Origin of the sequence: Streptomyces sp. NPDC002088, from assembly GCF_040296605.1 — a bacterium.
Lineage (GTDB): Bacteria > Actinomycetota > Actinomycetes > Streptomycetales > Streptomycetaceae > Streptomyces.
Genome location: NZ_JBEOXO010000008.1, coordinates 237,854 through 255,148, shown reverse-complemented (window position 1 = coordinate 255,148; position 17,295 = coordinate 237,854). Strand labels below are relative to the sequence as shown.

The window sequence follows — 17,295 nt, the reverse complement described above, 5'->3', positions numbered from 1 at the left end:
AAGGGTGGTGGATGAGGAAGCCAGGGAGAGTGCACACGAAAGTGCATGCGGAAATGAATACACTTTTGGGTCCGGGGTGAGGCAACCCTTAGCCCGAAGGAATTTGCCTACTGGTTACAAGACGCCGGCCCGTGCCCAGGGCGCCCCTGAAAAGCAAAAAACCCCTGATCAACAGGGGTTTTGCTGGTGTCCGAGGGGGGACTTGAACCCCCACGCCCGATAAAGGGCACTAGCACCTCAAGCTAGCGCGTCTGCCATTCCGCCACCCGGACAAGGTGTCTGTCGCGCGGTGTTCCCCGCGGCGACGAAGGAAACACTACCAGGCTTTCGGAGGGTCCCGATCACCCCCGCCCCCGGGCCCGGGGCCGGGTGAACGGCGTGTGACGAGACGCGTCCGGTCTTGGGGACCGGTCGGCCGGGGGGAGAGGATGAGGGGGACCACCAGCAGCGACAGCGGGAGGAAGCAGAGTGAGCCAGACGGACACGGCCAAGGGTGTCACCGGCGAGGACGAGGTCGTGGACCTCTGTCGCGAGCTGATCCGGATCGACACCAGCAACTACGGCGACCACTCGGGTCCGGGCGAGCGCAAGGCGGCCGAGTACGTCGCCGAGAAGCTCGCCGAGGTCGGACTCGAACCGCGGATCTTCGAGTCGCACCCGGGGCGCGCCTCCACCGTGGCCCGCATCGAGGGCGAGGACCCCTCCCGGCCCGCGCTGCTGATCCACGGCCACACCGACGTCGTACCGGCCAACGCGGTCGACTGGACCCACGACCCCTTCTCGGGCGAGGTCGCGGACGGGTGCGTGTGGGGCCGTGGGGCCGTCGACATGAAGGACATGGACGCGATGACGCTCGCGGTCGTACGGGACCGGCTGCGCAGCGGGCGCAAGCCGCCCCGGGACATCGTGCTCGCGTTCCTCGCGGACGAGGAGGCGGGCGGCACGTACGGCGCGCGGTACCTCGTCGACAACCACCGCGACCTCTTCGAGGGCGTCACCGAGGCGATCAGCGAGGTGGGCGGGTTCTCGTTCACCGTGAGCGAGCAGCGGCGGCTCTATCTCATCCAGACGGCCGAGAAGGGCATGCACTGGATGAAGCTGACCGTGGCCGGTACGGCCGGGCACGGCTCGATGATCCACCGGGACAACGCGATCACCGAGCTGTCCGAGGCCGTCGCGCGGCTCGGGCGGCACAAGTTCCCGGTGCGGGTCACCAAGACGACCCGGGCCTTCCTCGACGAACTCGGCGACGCGCTCGGCACCGAGCTCGACCCGGAGAACATGGAGGGCACGCTCGCCAAGCTGGGCGGCATCGCCAAGCTCATCGGCGCGACCCTGGGCAACACGGCCAACCCGACCCAGCTGAACGCCGGCTACAAGGTCAACGTGATCCCGGGCGAGGCCACCGCGCACGTCGACGGGCGTTTCCTGCCCGGGTTCGAGGAGGAGTTCCTCGCCGACCTCGACCGCATCCTCGGACCGCACGTGCGACGCGAGGACGTGCATGCCGACAAGGCCGTCGAGACCACCTTCGACGGGGCGCTCGTGGACGCCATGCAGTCCGCGCTGCTGGCCGAGGACCCGGCCGCGAAGGCGATTCCCTACATGCTCTCCGGCGGGACCGATGCCAAGTCCTTCGACGACCTCGGCATCCGGGGCTTCGGCTTCGCGCCGCTGAAGCTGCCGCCGGAGCTGGACTTCGCCGGCATGTTCCACGGCGTCGACGAGCGGGTGCCCGTGGACGGCCTGAAGTTCGGTGTGCGGGTGCTCGACCGGTTCATCGACGCGTCCTGAACTCGCCCACGGATACGGGCACTTCAGAAATCGTCAGCATGTGCGGAAGTAACTGAGAAGAGTGATGCTCTCATAAGTTCGTATCCCCAAGATTTTCTCCTCGTTACTGATGATGTGATCCGCGGCTTTGGATCGCATTGCCAACAAGGAGGAATAATGATCAAGAAGATCGTCGCCGCTGCCGCTGCCACCGGCGGGCTGGTTCTCGCGGGCGCGGGCCTGGCCGTTGCCGATTCCGGTGCCCAGGGTGCCGCCGTGCACTCCCCGGGCGTCCTGTCCGGCAACGTTGTTCAGGTGCCCGTTCACGTCCCCGTGAACGTCTGCGGCAACACGATCTCGGTGATCGGGCTGCTGAACCCTGCCTTCGGCAACACCTGCATCAACAAGTGACGTTGCCCTTCTGAGGGTTGTCCATCCCGTCGGCCCCGGAGCGCGCGCCATGTGCTCCGGGGCCGATCGGTCTTTTCGAGACAAGGTCAAAGGCAGGGATTCAGTATGAGAGAGGTCACCCGCAAAGGCCTCATGACCATGATGGTGGCGACGGGCGCGATCGCCGCCGCCGGCGGTCATGCCTACGCCGACTCGGGGGCGAGCGGCGCCAGTTCCCATTCTCCGGGCGTACTGTCCGGCAATACCGTGCAGGCACCGGTGAATGTGCCGGTGAACGTGTGCGGAAACACGGTCGACGTGATCGGGGTCCTCAACCCGGCCTTGGGCAACACATGCGCCGACAACGGCGGGAGCGGTTCGCCCTCGGGTGGGTACGGCCATGACGGTCACGGCGGTTCCGGTGGTCACGGTGGCTCCGGGGGCGCGCACGCCGGCGGACACACTGGCGACTCGCCCGGCGTGGGCTCCGGCAACCACGTCGAGGCGCCGATCGACGTGCCGGTCAATGTCTGCGGCAACAGCGTGGACGTCATCGGGGTCGCCGACCCCGCCACCGGCAACGACTGCGCGAACGGCGGCGGCGGGCACCACACCACGCCTCCGGGCGGCGGTGGCACGACGCCCCCGGGGACGCCGGGACAGCCCAGCAACCCGGGGCAGCCGGGCAACCCCGAGGAGCCCGGTACGCCGGGTTCGCCGAGCACCCCGCCCAGCTCGGGCCACGAAACACCCGGCAATGGCTCGCACGTCAACCAACCGGGCACCCAGTCCGTGAGCCAGCCTCGCGGCACCGCGCAGCTCGCCCACACCGGCAGTGACCTGCCGATGGGCCTCGTCCTGCCGGTCGGCGCGGGCGCGCTGCTGGCCGGCGCGGTCCTCTACCGCAAGGCGCGAGCCTCGGTGTGACGACAGACACAACGGAGCGGGCCCCGCCGTAGCGGGGCCCGCTCCGTTTCCGTCACCTCAGCTCACCACGTGGCACGCACCTGGCGGATGATCCGCCGGCGCAACCGCACCCTGCGGCTGCCGTCGCGCAGCAGACTCAGGCGGTCCAACTCCCAGTGTCCGTACTCGGCATGGTCCGTCAGCAGTCGTGTGGCGTCCTTGCGGGAAACCCCGCGCGGTACGTACACGTCGACAAATTCGTATTCCGGCATCGCATCTATTGTGCGGGCTGGGGCCCGGTACGGATAGCGTCTGCACTATGTCTGATGCTGCGCAGCCCACCGCTGCCGAGGTACGAGCCGCCGCCGAGGCGGTCAAGACCGCGCTCGACCGCCACCTGGCCGCGGTCGAACGTAGGTCGGGTGAGGACGACCCGGCCGTATACGAGGCGTTCAACCAGCTGGCCGCGGCCGCCGAGGTGTACGACGAGCTGCTCTACGACCGCTACGACGAGGTCACGCCCTTCGAGATCCCCGGTGCGGACGACTCGCTGCCGCCGTACACGGGCCCCGAGGAACCGAACGCGATCAGCGTGCTGATCCGCCGCGACTACGCCGTGGCGGAGCCCCAGCGGCTGCTGGCACAGGCCCAGCGGGTCGAGGCGGCGGAGTACGAGGAGAGCGCGGACACGGGCGAGGACGCCGCCGGCACGATCCACGGGGCGCTCGGCATCCTGTTCGGCGAGTTCGAGCCGGACGAGATCGCTTCCCGGCACAAGGAATTCGGGCTGGAGGAGGGCGACTCCACGCTCTGGGTGACGGCCGCGGACGAACCGGCCGACCCCGGAGAGTGGCTGGAGGCCCCGTTCGAGCAGATCGACCCGCAGCGGGTGGTCTGCCGCTTCGACGTCAGCGCGGTGTTCGACGACGACATCGACGACACGGACGACCCCGAGGACGCCGAGGACGCGCAGGACGAGGTTGACGAGCTCGACGGCGACCTCGAGGAGGACGTCATCGACGACGATCTCGACGCGGATCTGGACGATGACGACGCCGAGGACGAGGGCCAGGCGGAGGACCAGGAACTGGAGCGGCTGGACGCCGACCGTTAGGGCGGTGCGCGGCGACTTTCGTCACGGCGGCGGCCGGGGGCTGGAGCCTCCCGGCCGTCGCCGTCGCCGTCGCCGTCGCCGTCGCCGTCGCCGTCGTTGTCCGTTTGCCGGCCGGATCAGTCCGCCGTCGGCACCTGCGTGCGCAACAGCGTGGGCAGCCGGGTCGTCCGGGGCTTGGCCAAGCCCTCGGCGACGGCCTTCGGCAGCGCCTGCTCCACACCGTGGACCACGGACAGATGGCGGTCCGCGCGGCCGAACGCCGTGTAGATCCAAGGCCGACTGAGGGCCTGCGTGGCATCGCCGGGCAGCACCACGACCGCCGCGGGCCACCGGCTGCCCACCGCCTGGTGCGCGGTCAGCGCCCACCCGTGCCGCACGGACTGCTCCACCCGCTCCCTCGGGACGACCACAGGGTCGCCCGCGCACGACAGGTGCAGCCCGTCGGCGTCGGCCGTCACCACCTGGCCCGGCAGCGCACGCCCCGGCACGGGGGAGTAGGCGATCCGGTCACCGGGGTCGAAGCCGCCGAACCGTCCGGGGCCGGGGTTGAGCCGCTCCTTGAGCGCGGCGTTGAGCGCGCGGGTGCCGGCCGCGCCGCCGTGGCCGGGGGTGATCACCACCGTCTGCTCGGCGGGGACGCCGAGGGCACGCGGCACCGAGTCGGCGACGAGCTGCACGGTCCGGTGCACGGCCTCGCCCGCGTCCCGCACCGGCACGATCACGATCTCCTTGCCGGGCGCGTCGACCTGGGTCAGCTCGCCGACGCCGATACCGGAGACCAGCTCGCCGAGCGGACCCGGGTCCGGTGTGCGCGAGGCGACCTGCGGACACACCCGGGCGGCGAGCAGATCGGCGAAGACCCGGCCGGGGCCGGCCGACCACAGCACCGCCGGATCACCGCTCAGCACCAGCCGGGCTCCGTCGGGCAGCGACTCCACCACCATCGCGGCGCTTTCCACGTCGAGCTGCGGCGCGTCCAGCAGGACCAGGAGATCGAGGTCCAGGGCCCCTTCGGCGTCCCGCCCGGGCCCTTCGGTGCCGGAGAGGAGCCCGGCGACCGTGACGACGTCGGCACCGGCCTCGGCCGTCCCGAGCGCGGCGGCGAGCCTGCGGCGGCCGTCGGCCGTGTGGCAGGCCGCGACGGCACGCAGGCCCAGCGTTCGGGCCGCGCCGATCAGGGCCGCCGGTTCGGCGCGGGCCGCCTCGCCGCCCGTGTGCAGCACCAGGCCGTGTCCGGCGACGGCGCGGATCAGCTCGGCCGTGCTGCCGGTGGCCGAGGCCACCGCCGGTTCCCACTCCACCGGGGTTTCCTTGGCGAGGGAGTTGACCAGGCGGGCCAGGCCGTCAGCGAGGCTCTCCTCGGCGAGCGCGTACCGCTCCAGGCCGACGAGGACACGGACCGGGGGCGCTGCCGCGTCCTCGTCGGCCTCCGACGTGTCGTCCCGGCGACCGGCCGCAGCCCCTGGTTCGTCCAGCGCGTCCTGGAAGACCAGGGCCTCGCCTTGCGCGATCGCGCTCTGCACGGCCGCCTCCGGATCCGGCACGGCCCGCTGGGCCAGCGCGGCCGTGAGCGCGGGCATCTCCAGGGCGGTGTGCCCGGCCAGGGCCGCCTGTTCCAGAAGCCAGCCGGTGACTGCCCGGCCCCGCCGTTCGTCGTCCGGGCCGCAGTCCGCGCCGAGCAGCGCCCGCGCGAACCCGTCGGCCTGCTCGGGCCGCACGCCCGTGACCCGCAGCAACTGCCAGGGATCGGCGCGCAGCTCGTCGTCCGCGCCCTCGCCGAGAGCCGTGGCGACCTGGGGCGCCAGCGCCTCGGGCGCGCCGCCGTCGGCCAGCACGCGGCGTACCGCCTCGACGGTCTGCGGGGCGGGGCCCGAGGGGATGCCGACGGCGTCGGCGGTCACCGGCTGCGGCCGCCGTACGGGCTCCGGGGCGGGGCGGCGCAGCGCGGGCTCCGGCTCGCTGAATGCGCCGGCGACGGGCTTCTCACCGCTCTCCACGGCCCGCACGGCCGCGAGCAGATCGGCAGCCTTCCCGCTCAGCTTGGCCCCACTGTCGATGGGCCCCGTCTTCTCGGCCTTCCGCCGCTCGATCCGCTCCCGCTCAAGCCGCTGCGCCGCGATCTCGGCCTCGGCTTCGGACAACTGGGAGGAGGTCTCGGCCTCCCCACCGCCGCCTTCGGCTACGGCGCCCTCTTCGGCCGCGGTGCCGCCGTCGGCCGCGTCGCCGTCTTCGGCCGCCGCGCCGCCCGGACCGGCCGCGTCGCCTTGCCGCGCTGCGGCGTCGGCCGCATCGGCGCCGGCGTCGTCATCGGCGTCGGACGCCCGGGCGGAGGCCTCCCCATCGCGCCTTTCGGCCGCGTCGCCGTCCGGACCGGTCGCGTCGCCCTGCCGCGCTGCGGCGTCGTCCGCGTCGGCGGCGTCGGCCGCATCGGCGTCGGCGCCTCCCTCGGCCCGCTCGCCGTCACCGCCGTCACCGCCGTCACCGCCGCCCCCGGCGGCCGCCGAAACGCCACGCCCGGTCACATCCGCACCGCTCCCCGCCGCCTCGGGGGTGTCCTGGGCCTCCGGGGTCCCGGTGGTCGGTGCCCCGGCGTCCTCCGTGGTGTCCGGCTCCGGCTCCGTGCTCACAGCGTGCTCCAGTCGTGATCGGGGTAGCGGTGCACAGGCGCCGACACGTCGTCGAGCGCCCGGCAGATCTCGTCAGGAAGACTAAGGGCCTCCACTGACAATGCCGCCGTGAGCTGCTGCGCGTTGCGCGCGCCGATGATGGGGGCCGCCACTCCGGGCCGGTCGCGGATCCAGGCGAGGGCGATCTGGAGCGGGGTCACCGCGAGCCCGTCCGCAGCGGTCGTCACGGCGTCGACGATGCGGCTCGCGGTGTCGTCGAGGTAGGGCGCGACGAAGGGCGCCAGGTGTTCGGAGGCGCCTCGGGAGTCCGGAGGAGTCGAGTGGCGGTACTTGCCGGTGAGCACCCCGCGGCCGAGCGGCGACGACGGCAGCAGCCCTATCCCCAGGTCCAGCGCGGCCGGCAGCACCTCGCGCTCCACGCCCCGCTGGAGCAGCGAGTACTCCAGCTGCGTGCTAGCCAGGCGGGTACGCGTGCCCGGCGCCGCCAGCTGCCAGGTCCCCGCCTTGGCGAGCTGCCAGCCGCAGAAGTTGGAGACGCCGACATAGCGTGCGCGGCCGCTGCTGACCGCCAGGTCGAGGGCCTGGAGGGTCTCCTCCAGCGGGGTGTGCGCGTCGAAGGCGTGGATGTGCCACAGGTCGACGTAGTCCGTACCGAGGCGGGACAGTGAGGCGTCCAGTGCGGAGAGCAGATGGCCGCGGGAGCCGTCGAAGCGGCGGTCGGGGTCCGGCACGCTGCCGGCCTTGGTCGAGATGACCAGGTCATGGCGTGGCACGAGGCCCTCCATGAGCCGTCCGAGCAGGTACTCGGCCTCCCCGTCGCCGTACACGTCCGCGGTGTCGACGAGGCTGCCGCCCGCTTCCCAGAACGTCTTCAAGAGGTCCGCGGCGTCGTGCTCGTCGGTGTCCCTGCCCCAGGTGAGGGTGCCCAGGCCGATGCGGGACACGCGCAGGCCGGTGCGGCCGAGATGCCTCTGCTCCATGGACGCCGAGATTACTGGCCAAGGGTGGTGCGTGGGTTGCCTGTGGACAACCGATTTCGCGTGGCCGGACCGCAGTTGTCGGCGGTCCGCCGGCCGTCGGCGCGGCCCTCCGGCCCGGCCACTGGTCCGGCCGCGGACCCGTGCGACCCGCACCACACCCGCCTCCCCCGCCGGAGGCCACCGCGCTAAGGTCTCCGCACAAGGGACGTTACTGAGCGGTAAGGGGATCGGGCATGCAGCTCGGGATCAACCTCGGCTACTGGGGCGCCGGGATGGACGCGGACAATCTCGCCGTGGCGAAGGAGGCCGACCGGCTCGGCTACGCCGTGTGCTGGGCCGCCGAGGCCTACGGCTCCGACGCGGCCACCGTGCTCAGCTGGGTCGCCGCCCAGACCGAGCGGATCGACGTGGGCTCGGCCATCTTCCAGATTCCGGCCCGCCAGCCCGCGATGACCGCGATGACCGCGGCGACGCTCGACTCGCTGTCCGGCGGCCGCTTCCGCCTCGGCCTCGGCGTGTCCGGCCCGCAGGTCTCCGAGGGCTGGTACGGCGTCAAGTTCGACAAGCCGCTGGCACGCACGCGTGAGTACGTCGAGATCGTGCGCAAGGCGATGACCCGGGAACGGCTGTCGTACGAGGGTGAGCACTGGACGCTGCCCCTGCCCGGCGGGCCGGGCAAGCCCATCAAGCTCACCGTCCACCCGCAGCGCGAGCACATCCCGCTGTACATCGCCGCCATCGGGCCGAAGAACCTCGAGCAGACCGGCGAGATCGCCGACGGCGCCCTGCTGATCTTCCCCTCGGCCGATCACCTCGAGGACACCGCGATCACCTATCTGCGCGCCGGGCGCGAGAAGGCCGGCAAGAGCCTCGACGGGTTCGACGTCTGCCCGACCCTCCCGCTCGCCGTCGGCGACGACAAGGACGTGGCCCGGCTCGCCGACACCTTCCGTCCGTACACCGCGCTCTACGTCGGTGGCATGGGCAGCCCCAAGCAGAACTTCTACAACCAGCTTGCCCGGCGCATGGGGTACGAGAAGGCCGCCGCCGAGATCCAGGAGAAGTACCTGTCCGGCGACAAGCAGGGCGCCGCGGCCGCCGTTCCGCAGGAGCTGATCGACCAGACCACGCTGCTCGGTTCGGTGGACCGGATCGCGGACCGGATGAAGGCCTATGCGGCGGCCGGCGTCACCACTCTGAGCCTCGCCCCCGCCGGCTTCACGCTGGACGAGCGGCTTGCCTCGCTCCGCGCCGGCACCGAGGCCCTGGAACGCGCCGGGCTCGCGTAATCCCGGGACACGGGGACACATCAGCCACATCAGCGGGAGCATCGGGAGAGGTTGTTCCACGGCCGTGGTGGGGGCTCGGGGGTCTTCCCCGCCACGGCCGTCACGGGGAACAACGCGCCCGGGCCCGTGCGGTTACGCCTCCGTCGTGACCCCCGGGGTCCTTCTTTTGGCGCAGTCGTCCGACACAGCTGTTGCACCACCTCTCGCGCCGCATTTGACTCGGAGTCCGGCAGAGAGGTGTCCACGATGCTTTCGGCCAAGAGTCTGTTCCAGGAGATCCTCGACGACGACGAGTCCTTCCGGCTCTTCTGCTCCATCGCGGCCAGCGGAGAGGCGCAGGGCGGCTGGGAGAACGCCCGGATCGCCGCGCTCGTCCCGGAGAGTGAACGCGAACTGGCCCCCAAGATCGCCCGCCATGGCGCCGACGAGGACAAGCACGGACGGATCTTCAACGCCCTGATCAGGAAGCGGGGCCTCGAACCTGTCCCCGTACCGCTCGACACCGACTACACGATGCTCCTGGAGAAGCACGGCATCGGCCTCGCCCACGACAAGCTCAGGAGCGAACGGCCGCTGACCGTCCGGGACATCGTCACCTACCTGGCCCACAGCCGGGTCACCGAACAGCGCGCCTCCGAGCAGATGGAGCTGCTGCGCAAGCACTTCGCCGACCATCCCGACGTCGGCCGCGCGGTGAAGGTGATCTCCAACGACGAAAACAACCACCTCGCCTACTGCCACGAGGAACTGCTCCGCTTCGCCCACGCCGGGCACGGCCGTGCCATCCAGAAGACACTGCGGGAGTGCGCGCTGGCCGAGATCCGCATCTACCGGGACGTCAGCCTTGCCGTGATGGCCCACATGGGACGCGTCCTCGGCTGGCCGAAGGCGAGGTCCGCGGTGCTCGCGGTCGTCATCCACGCCGTGTACGCCTGGGAGCGGTTCGCCGGCTGGCGGCGGATGGTGTCGCTGGAGATGCCCCAGCGGCGCAACGCGCTGGGCGGCCCCGCCGCACCCGCACCCGAATACGCCTGAAGCCGGCAGCGTGATGCCGGAAAGCTACAGCCAGCCCCGCTGTTTGAACGTCCGGTACAACAGCACCTCCAGGGCGGCCATCACCGCGATCACCGCCGGGTACGACCAGATCCAGTGCAGCTCCGGCATGTGGTCGAAGTTCATGCCGTAGATCCCCGCGATCATCGTGGGAACCGCGGCCATGGCCGCCCACGCGGAGATCTTCCGCATGTCGTCGTTCTGCCGCACGCCCGTCTGCGCGAGGTGCGCCGAGAGGACGTCCGAGACCAGCCGGTCCAGGCCCTCCACCGACTCGTTCACGCGCGTGAGGTGGTCGTTGACGTCGCGGAAGAAGGGCCGTGCCGCGTCGTTCACGAACGGCACCGGCCCGCCGAACTGCCCGGTGACCGCGAGCCGGGCCAGCGGCAGGGTCAGCGGACCGGTCGCCCGCCGGAACTCCAGGATCTGCCGCTTGAAGGTGTAGATGCGGGACGCGGTGTGCCGCGAGCCGCCGCCGTCCGGCGAGAAGACCTCCGTCTCCAACTCCTCCAGGTCGGTCTGCAGCTCGGTCGCCACGTCCATGTAGTGGTCGACGACGGCGTCGGCGATCGCGTACAGCACGCCCGTGGGACCTTTGCCGAGGATCTTCGGCTCCTGTTCCAGCCGGTGCCGTACGGCGGCCAGCGGTGAGCCCTCGCCGTGCCGGACGGTCACCACGAAGGCGTCACCGAGGAAGATCATGACCTCGCCGGTGGAGACGGCGTCGCTCTCCGGCTCGTAGACGACCGGTTTGAGCACCAGGAACAGCGAGTCGTCGTACACCTCGAGCTTGGGACGCTGGTGGGCCTTCAGGGCATCCTCGACCGCCAGCGGGTGCAGCCCGAACTCCCGGGTGACCAGGCCGAACTCCTTCTCCGACGGCTCGTGCAGGCCGATCCAGACGAACCCGCCCGCCGCGCGTGCCTCGGCCAGGGCGTCGGAGAGGTCCTCGGGGCCCTCGGTCCGGTGCCCGTCGCGGTAGACGGCGCAGTCGACGATCACGGAGCGCATTCTCCATCCGCCCGGCCGCCTGCGCACCCTCGGGTGCGCCTACGCTGGGCCGCATGCCCACGTTGATCCTCGTCCGGCACGGACGTTCCACCGCCAACACCGAGGGGCTGCTCGCCGGCTGGACGCCTGGCGTCGCCCTCGACGAGCGCGGGGCCGCACAGGCCGCCGCACTGCCCGGGCGGCTCGCCGAGCTCCCGATCGCCGAGGTCGTCACCAGCCCGTTGCAGCGCTGCCAGGAGACCCTCCAGCCGCTGCTCGACGCACGTCCCGGACTGCGGGCGCACACCGACGAGCGGATAGGGGAGTGCCACTACGGCGACTGGTCCGGGCGCAAACTCGCCGAGCTGAAGGACGAACCCCTGATGGAGGTCGTCCAGGCGCACCCGTCGGCGGCGGCCTTCCCCGGCGGCGAGTCCATGCGGGCCATGCAGACCCGGGCCGCGGAGGCGGTGCGCGAGTGGAACGCGCGCGTGGAGCGTGATCACGGCTCCGATGCCGTGTACCTCATGTGCTCGCACGGCGACATCATCAAGTCGCTGGTGGCGGACGCACTCGGACTTCATCTCGACCTGTTCCAGAGGATTTCCGTTGAACCGTGTTCCATCACCGCGATCCGCTACACACGGCTGCGGCCCTTTCTCGTGCGTCTCGGGGACACGGGCGATTTCGCCTCCCTGGCGCCGCGCGAGGAACCTCCCGGGGACGAAGCCCCGGTCGGGGGCGGCGCGGGCGCACCGTGATCGTCGGCCGCAGTAGGGTGAAGCGGTTCATACAGTCGCGTTCACGCATGGACGTTCACGCACTCACGATTCCAATGGAGACAGGACGTGTCCCGTCAGGTGTACCTCTACGACCCGCCGGAGCGCTTCGTGGCCGGTACGGTCGGACTGCCCGGGCGCCGTACCTTCTTTCTCCAGGCCGTCGCCGGCTCCCGGGTGACCAGTGTGGCCCTGGAGAAGACCCAGGTCGCAGCGCTCGCCGAGCGCATGGACGAACTGCTCGACGAGGTCGTACGCCGTAGCGGCGGCAGCGCTGCCGTGCCCGCCATGGCGCCCACCGAGATCTCCGACACCGCCCCCCTCGCCACACCGGTCGAGGAGGAGTTCCGGGTCGGCACCATGGCGCTGGCCTGGGACGGCGAGGAGCAGCGCATGATCGTCGAGGCTCAGGCCCTCGTGGAGCTCGAGGCCGACTCCGACGAGGACCTCGCCGAGGCCGAGGAGCGGCTGCTCCAGGACGAGGAGAACGGGCCCCCGATGCTGCGGGTCCGGCTGACCGGCGCGCAGGCCCGGGCCTTCGCCAAGCGCGCCCTCGACGTCGTCAACGCCGGCCGGCCGCCCTGCCCGCTGTGCAGCCTGCCGCTCGACCCGGAAGGACACGTATGTCCGCGCCAGAACGGATACCGTCGCGGAGCGTGACGACCGACGTGACGACCGACGTGACGCCCGCCGAGCTGCTTGCTCGGGGCGAGCTGACCGTGCGCGGACGCATCCGCGACGCGTCCAACGCGGCGCTCTACTGCACGGTGACGTACGAGGGTCACGAGGCGGCCTGCATCTACAAACCCGTCGCCGGGGAGCGGCCCCTGTGGGACTTCCCCGACGGCACGCTCGCCGAGCGCGAGGTGGCGGCGTACGAGGTCTCCGAGGCGACCGGCTGGGGGCTCGTGCCGCCCACCGTGCTGCGGGACGGACCGTACGGGGAGGGGATGTGCCAGCTGTGGATCGAGGCACTCCCGGACACCGAGCTGCTCGCCCTGGTGGACGACGAGGAGCCGGGGCCCGGCTGGAAGGCGATCGGCTTCGCCGAGGTCGGTGACGGGAAGACGGCGCTGCTGGTGCACGCCGACGACGAACGGCTGCGGCGGCTCGCCGTGCTCGACGCGGTGATCAACAACGCGGACCGCAAGGGCGGCCATCTGCTGCCCGCCGCGCAGGAGCGCCTCTACGGCATCGACCACGGGGTCACCTTCAACGCCGAGAACAAGCTGCGGACGCTGCTGTGGGGATGGGCGGGGGAGCCGCTGACCGGGGAGGCCGTCGAGGCGCTCAAGGCGCTCAGAGGGGCCCTGGAGCAGGACGGGGCCCTGGCGGTCCGGCTCGCCGGGCTGATCACCGCCGCCGAGATCGACGCCACGCGCGCGCGGGTCGACGCCCTGCTGGAGTCCGGGACGCATCCGGAGCCGAGCGGGGAGTGGCCCGCCATTCCGTGGCCGCCGGTCTGAAAGGGCCCGCCAGCACACCGGCCGACATCGCGCAAGAGTGCCTTCTCGGTCATCTGGCCTGCTCCGGTTCGTATGTGGAACTTCAGTCCGGTTAGGCTCATGGCATGCATGCCTGGCCCGCTTCCGAGGTCCCCGCCCTGCCTGGTCAGGGCCGCGACCTGAGGATCCACGACACCGCGACCGGCGGCTTGGTTCCCCTCGTCCCCGGTCCCGTCGCCCGTATCTACGTCTGCGGCATCACGCCCTATGACGCGACCCACATGGGTCACGCGGCGACCTACAACGCGTTCGACCTCGTGCAGCGCGTGTGGCTCGACACCAAGCGGCAGGTTCACTACGTCCAGAACGTCACCGACGTCGACGATCCGCTCCTGGAGCGCGCGGAGCGGGACGGCGTCGACTGGGTCGCCCTCGCCGAGAAGGAGACGGCCCTCTTCCGCGAGGACATGACCGCGCTCCGGATGCTGCCGCCGCAGCACTACATAGGCGCGGTCGAGGCGATACCCGGCATCGTGCCGCTCGTCGAGCGGCTGCGGGACCTGGGCGCCGCCTACGAACTCGAAGGCGACGTCTACTTCTCCGTCGAGTCCGACCCCGACTTCGGCAAGGTCTCGCGCCTCGACGCCGCGGCCATGCGGCTGCTGTCCGCCGAGCGCGGCGGCGACCCCGACCGCCCCGGCAAGAAGAACCCGCTCGACCCCATGCTCTGGATGGCCGCCCGTGAGGGCGAGCCCAGCTGGGACGGCGGTTCGCTCGGACGCGGGCGGCCCGGCTGGCACATCGAGTGTGTCGCCATCGCCCTCGACCACCTCGGTATGGGCTTCGACGTCCAGGGCGGCGGCTCCGACCTCGCCTTCCCGCACCACGAGATGGGCGCCTCGCACGCCCAGGTGCTGACCGGCGAGTTCCCCATGGCCAAGGCGTACGTCCACGCCGGCATGGTCGCCCTGGACGGCGAGAAGATGTCCAAGTCCAAGGGCAACCTCGTCTTCGTCTCGCAGCTGCGGCGCGACGGCGTCGACCCGGCCGCCATCCGCCTCGCCCTTCTCGCCCACCACTACCGCTCCGACTGGGAGTGGACCGACCAGGTGCTGCGGGACGCCGAGGCACGGCTCGGCCGGTGGCGCGCGGCCGTGTCCCGCCCCGACGGGCCGCCCGCGGAGGCGCTCGTCGAGGAGATCCGCGAGGCCCTCGCGAACGACCTCGACGCTCCCGCCGCGCTGGCCGCCGTGGACCGCTGGGCCGCCGCACAGCAGGAGCGGGGCGGTACGGACATCGGCGCGCCCGGCGTCGTGTCGCGGGCCGTGGACGCGCTGCTGGGCGTGGCCCTGTAGCGACCGCAGGCGTACGAGAGGGGCGCTTCCTCCCCGTGGAGGAAGCGCCCCTCGGTCAATTGGGCAACGCGGGCAGTCCGCCTGGAAGCAGACGTCACCCAATAATCCGGATAATCCGGTCAGATGCTGTCGTGGTGCTGTCGACCGACTGTTCGCAGCTGTGGCCGGAGCGCCGTATGGATTCCGTCCGGAGGGCATCACGATCGGTCGGGCGCCGTACGCCTACCTCGGCTCGCTCGGCGACGGCTCGATCTACCGCGCCGACCTGCGCACCGGCGAGGGCACGATCATCTCGGCCGGGCCGGGCACCCCGTCCGTCGGCCTCAAACTCGACGGCCAGGGGCGCCTGTTCGTCGCCGGACGCGACCAGGGCGCCCGCGTCGTGGACGTGCGCAGCGGCGAGATCATCGCCTCCTACCCGCTCGCCACGGCGACCCCGACCTTCGTCAACGACGTGATCCTCACCCCGCGCGCGGCCTGGTTCACGGACTCGTACCAGCCCGCCCTGTACGCCCTGCCGCTCGGCCGGGGCGGTGAACTGCCGGACGCCGCCGACGTCGTACGGATCACCTTGAGCGGCGCGCGTCCGTCCGTTGCGCAGCAGCCCGTACCGGGACCGGATCCATCTGCCCGACGCGCGGTTCACGACCACGCCGACACCCGACACGACGTACGCGGTGGTCGCCGCCCCCGCCTGACGGAAAGCCGTAACCGCCGGACGGAAAGGGGCGGTGCGCCAAAGGCGCACCGCCCGCTCAGTCCTCCGACGAATCCTCGTCGTCCGTGCTCGGCTTCGGCGGCTTCGGCGGCCGGGTCCGCTCACTGGGGTTGTCCCGCAGGTACGAGGTGCTGTCGCTGCCGTCCGTCGTGGCGTGCCCGCCGGGCGGGCCGCCCCCGTCCCGGCGCCGCAGATACCGCTCGAACTCGCGGGCGATCGCCTCCCCCGACGCCTCCGGCAGCTCCGCGGTGTCCCGGGCCTCCTCCAGCGTCTGCACGTACTCGGCGACCTCGCTGTCCTCCGCGGCCAGCTGGTCCACGCCCACCTGCCAGGCACGCGCGTCCTCGGGCAGCTCGCCCAGCGGGATGCGTACGTCGATCAGGTCCTCCAGGCGGTTGAGGAGGGCCAGCGTGGCCTTCGGGTTCGGCGGCTGCGACACGTAGTGCGGCACCGCCGCCCACAGCGACACGGCCGGCACGCCGGCGTGCGTGCACGCCTCCTGGAGGACGCCGACGATGCCCGTGGGACCCTCGTACTTGGTCTCCTCCAGGTCCATGCGCTGCGCCAGGTCCGCGTCGGACGTGGTCCCGCTGATCGGCACCGGACGCGTGTGCGGGGTGTCACCGAGCAGGGCGCCCAGGATCACCACCAGCTCCACGCCCAGCTCGTGCGCGAAGCCGAGCAGCTCGTTGCAGAACGAACGCCAGCGCATGGACGGCTCGATACCGCGGACCAGCACCAGGTCGCGCGGCTTCTCGCCGCCGATCCGGACCACCGACAACCTTGTCGTCGGCCAAGTGATCTTGCGGACACCGGCGTCCATCCACACCGTGGGGCGGTTCACCTGGAAGTCGTAGTAGTCCTCGGCGTCGAGCGCCGCGAACACCTCGCCCTTCCACTCCCGCTCCAGATGCGCGACCGCGGTGGAGGCGGCGTCGCCGGCATCGTTCCAGCCCTCGAACGCGGCCACCATGACCGGGTCGATCAGCTCGGGAACCCCCTCGAGCTCGATCACCCAGCGCCTCCTTCCGACGTGCCCTCGCGTACGCCCCAACCTTACGGCGTGCGGCGGGGGCGCCCGCAGCCCCCTTGCACGGGGGAGTGAACGGATCACTGCCCCGATCACCACCCCCGAACCCTCCCCGACCGGCCCGAGCCGCCCCGGCCCGCCCAGGGATCGACAGGGAATTCACAGAGTGCTGCGCAGCCACTGCTCCACGCTCGCGATGTGCACGGTCGCCCATGAGCGCGCTGCCTCCGCGTCCCGGTCGCGCAGCGCGGCCAGGATCGCCCGGTGCTCGCGCAGGGTGCGGCCGACCGCGTCCTCCTGGGTCAGCCCGCGCCAGATCCGGGCCCGGGTGGTGGGCCCGGACAAGCCGTCGAGCAGGGAACACAGCACCGAGTTTCCGGCACTCTGCACGATGCCCCGGTGGAACTCCAGGTCGCAGGCGACGAGCTCCTCCACCGAGGGAGCCGCGCCGAGCGCGTCCAACTGGGCCGCCATGGCGTCCAGTTGCTGCTCGCTGATACTCAGGGCCGCCATCGCCGTGGCGGCCGGCTCCAGGATGCGGCGCACGGAAAGGAACTCCAGCACCGTGTCGTCGCGATGGAAGTCGACGACGAAGCTCATCGCCTCGAGCAGCAGCTGCGGGTCCAGGCTGGTCACATACGTGCCGTCGCCCTGCCGCACGTCCAGGATCCGGATCAGCGACAGGGCGCGCACGGCCTCGCGCAGGGAGTTGCGGGACAATCCCAGGTCGGAGGCGAGTTCGCTCTCCTTGGGCAGGCGGTCACCCGGGCGCAGGGCGCCGGAGACGATCATGTCCTTGATCTTCTCGATCGCCTCATCGGTGACTGCCATGACGGGCCTCCAGTC

16 protein-coding genes, 1 tRNA gene and 1 pseudogene are annotated in these 17,295 nt (G+C 71.5%); 11 read left to right on the top strand and 7 right to left on the bottom strand.

Going from position 1 to position 17,295, the window contains the following annotated elements; translation table 11 throughout:
- Positions 1 to 184: 184 nt before the first annotated feature.
- Positions 185 to 272: transfer RNA gene (locus ABT114_RS19695), tRNA-Leu, on the bottom strand.
- Positions 273 to 468: 196 nt separating this feature from the next.
- On the opposite strand from ABT114_RS19695, the gene ABT114_RS19690 reads away from it, so the two are divergent.
- From ABT114_RS19690 to ABT114_RS19680, 3 genes are all read left to right on the top strand, one after another.
- Positions 469 to 1,794: a M20/M25/M40 family metallo-hydrolase gene (locus ABT114_RS19690; RefSeq protein ID WP_351144077.1), complete on the top strand. Its 1,326-nt coding sequence runs from the start codon at positions 469 to 471 to the stop codon at positions 1,792 to 1,794.
- A 156-nt stretch (positions 1,795 to 1,950) separates the two neighbouring features.
- Positions 1,951 to 2,184, top strand: a complete 234-nt coding sequence (gene chpH, locus ABT114_RS19685; RefSeq protein WP_351144076.1) for a chaplin ChpH — start codon at positions 1,951 to 1,953, stop codon at positions 2,182 to 2,184.
- 105 nt (positions 2,185 to 2,289) lie between these two features.
- Positions 2,290 to 3,090 (top strand): chaplin, encoded by an 801-nt coding sequence (locus ABT114_RS19680; RefSeq protein WP_351144075.1) that lies wholly within the window; start codon positions 2,290 to 2,292, stop codon positions 3,088 to 3,090.
- Positions 3,091 to 3,152: 62 nt separating this feature from the next.
- Here ABT114_RS19680 and ABT114_RS19675 read toward each other — a convergent pair whose 3' ends face one another.
- Positions 3,153 to 3,341, bottom strand: coding sequence for a DUF5703 family protein (locus ABT114_RS19675; protein ID WP_005485166.1), 189 nt, complete (start codon positions 3,339 to 3,341; stop codon positions 3,153 to 3,155).
- A 47-nt stretch (positions 3,342 to 3,388) separates the two neighbouring features.
- Here ABT114_RS19675 and ABT114_RS19670 point away from each other — a divergent pair, with 47 nt between their 5' ends.
- The gene (locus ABT114_RS19670; RefSeq protein ID WP_351144074.1) at positions 3,389 to 4,183 is read left to right on the top strand and encodes a hypothetical protein; all 795 of its coding nucleotides are present in this window, start codon (positions 3,389 to 3,391) and stop codon (positions 4,181 to 4,183) included.
- Between the two features lie 116 nt (positions 4,184 to 4,299).
- On the opposite strand, the gene ABT114_RS19665 is transcribed toward ABT114_RS19670, so the two are convergent.
- Together ABT114_RS19665 and ABT114_RS19660 are read right to left on the bottom strand one after the other, a co-directional pair.
- Positions 4,300 to 6,810 carry a helix-hairpin-helix domain-containing protein gene (locus ABT114_RS19665; RefSeq protein ID WP_351144073.1) on the bottom strand — a complete coding sequence of 837 codons (2,511 nt, stop codon included), beginning with the start codon at positions 6,808 to 6,810 and terminating at the stop codon, positions 4,300 to 4,302.
- Complete coding sequence (locus tag ABT114_RS19660) at positions 6,807 to 7,790, bottom strand: aldo/keto reductase (protein WP_351144072.1); 984 nt, start codon at positions 7,788 to 7,790, stop codon at positions 6,807 to 6,809. Before ABT114_RS19660 ends, ABT114_RS19665 begins: the two co-directional genes overlap by 4 nt.
- A gap of 233 nt (positions 7,791 to 8,023) precedes the next feature.
- On the opposite strand from ABT114_RS19660, the gene ABT114_RS19655 reads away from it, so the two are divergent.
- Both ABT114_RS19655 and ABT114_RS19650 read left to right on the top strand, forming a co-directional pair.
- The gene (locus ABT114_RS19655) at positions 8,024 to 9,079 is read left to right on the top strand and encodes an LLM class F420-dependent oxidoreductase (protein WP_351144071.1); all 1,056 of its coding nucleotides are present in this window, start codon (positions 8,024 to 8,026) and stop codon (positions 9,077 to 9,079) included.
- A 246-nt stretch (positions 9,080 to 9,325) separates the two neighbouring features.
- Positions 9,326 to 10,114 (top strand): ferritin-like domain-containing protein, encoded by a 789-nt coding sequence (locus tag ABT114_RS19650; protein WP_351144070.1) that lies wholly within the window; start codon positions 9,326 to 9,328, stop codon positions 10,112 to 10,114.
- Between the two features lie 24 nt (positions 10,115 to 10,138).
- Here the strand turns inward: ABT114_RS19650 and corA are convergent, their stop codons facing one another.
- Positions 10,139 to 11,134 (bottom strand): magnesium/cobalt transporter CorA, encoded by a 996-nt coding sequence (corA, locus tag ABT114_RS19645; RefSeq protein WP_351144069.1) that lies wholly within the window; start codon positions 11,132 to 11,134, stop codon positions 10,139 to 10,141.
- A 62-nt stretch (positions 11,135 to 11,196) separates the two neighbouring features.
- On the opposite strand from corA, the gene ABT114_RS19640 reads away from it, so the two are divergent.
- The 5 genes and pseudogenes from ABT114_RS19640 to ABT114_RS50590 form a co-directional block, all read left to right on the top strand.
- The gene (locus tag ABT114_RS19640; RefSeq protein WP_351144068.1) at positions 11,197 to 11,883 is read left to right on the top strand and encodes a histidine phosphatase family protein; all 687 of its coding nucleotides are present in this window, start codon (positions 11,197 to 11,199) and stop codon (positions 11,881 to 11,883) included.
- 87 nt (positions 11,884 to 11,970) lie between these two features.
- On the top strand, positions 11,971 to 12,561 hold the full coding sequence (locus ABT114_RS19635) for a DUF3090 domain-containing protein (protein ID WP_351144067.1): 591 nt from the start codon (positions 11,971 to 11,973) through the stop codon (positions 12,559 to 12,561).
- Positions 12,525 to 13,367, top strand: coding sequence for an SCO1664 family protein (locus tag ABT114_RS19630; protein WP_351144066.1), 843 nt, complete (start codon positions 12,525 to 12,527; stop codon positions 13,365 to 13,367). The genes ABT114_RS19635 and ABT114_RS19630 overlap by 37 nt, the downstream gene beginning before the upstream one ends.
- A gap of 104 nt (positions 13,368 to 13,471) precedes the next feature.
- Positions 13,472 to 14,701: a cysteine--1-D-myo-inosityl 2-amino-2-deoxy-alpha-D-glucopyranoside ligase gene (mshC, locus tag ABT114_RS19625; protein WP_351144065.1), complete on the top strand. Its 1,230-nt coding sequence runs from the start codon at positions 13,472 to 13,474 to the stop codon at positions 14,699 to 14,701.
- 172 nt (positions 14,702 to 14,873) lie between these two features.
- Positions 14,874 to 15,281 (top strand): annotated as a pseudogene (locus ABT114_RS50590) (SMP-30/gluconolactonase/LRE family protein); the annotation flags it as partial.
- 175 nt (positions 15,282 to 15,456) lie between these two features.
- Here the strand turns inward: ABT114_RS50590 and ABT114_RS19620 are convergent.
- Complete coding sequence (locus ABT114_RS19620) at positions 15,457 to 16,434, bottom strand: PAC2 family protein (RefSeq protein ID WP_351144064.1); 978 nt, start codon at positions 16,432 to 16,434, stop codon at positions 15,457 to 15,459.
- Positions 16,435 to 16,608: 174 nt separating this feature from the next.
- Entirely contained in the window at positions 16,609 to 17,280 is a 672-nt protein-coding gene (locus ABT114_RS19615) for a FadR/GntR family transcriptional regulator (RefSeq protein ID WP_351144063.1), read from the bottom strand.
- Positions 17,281 to 17,295: the final 15 nt, after the last annotated feature.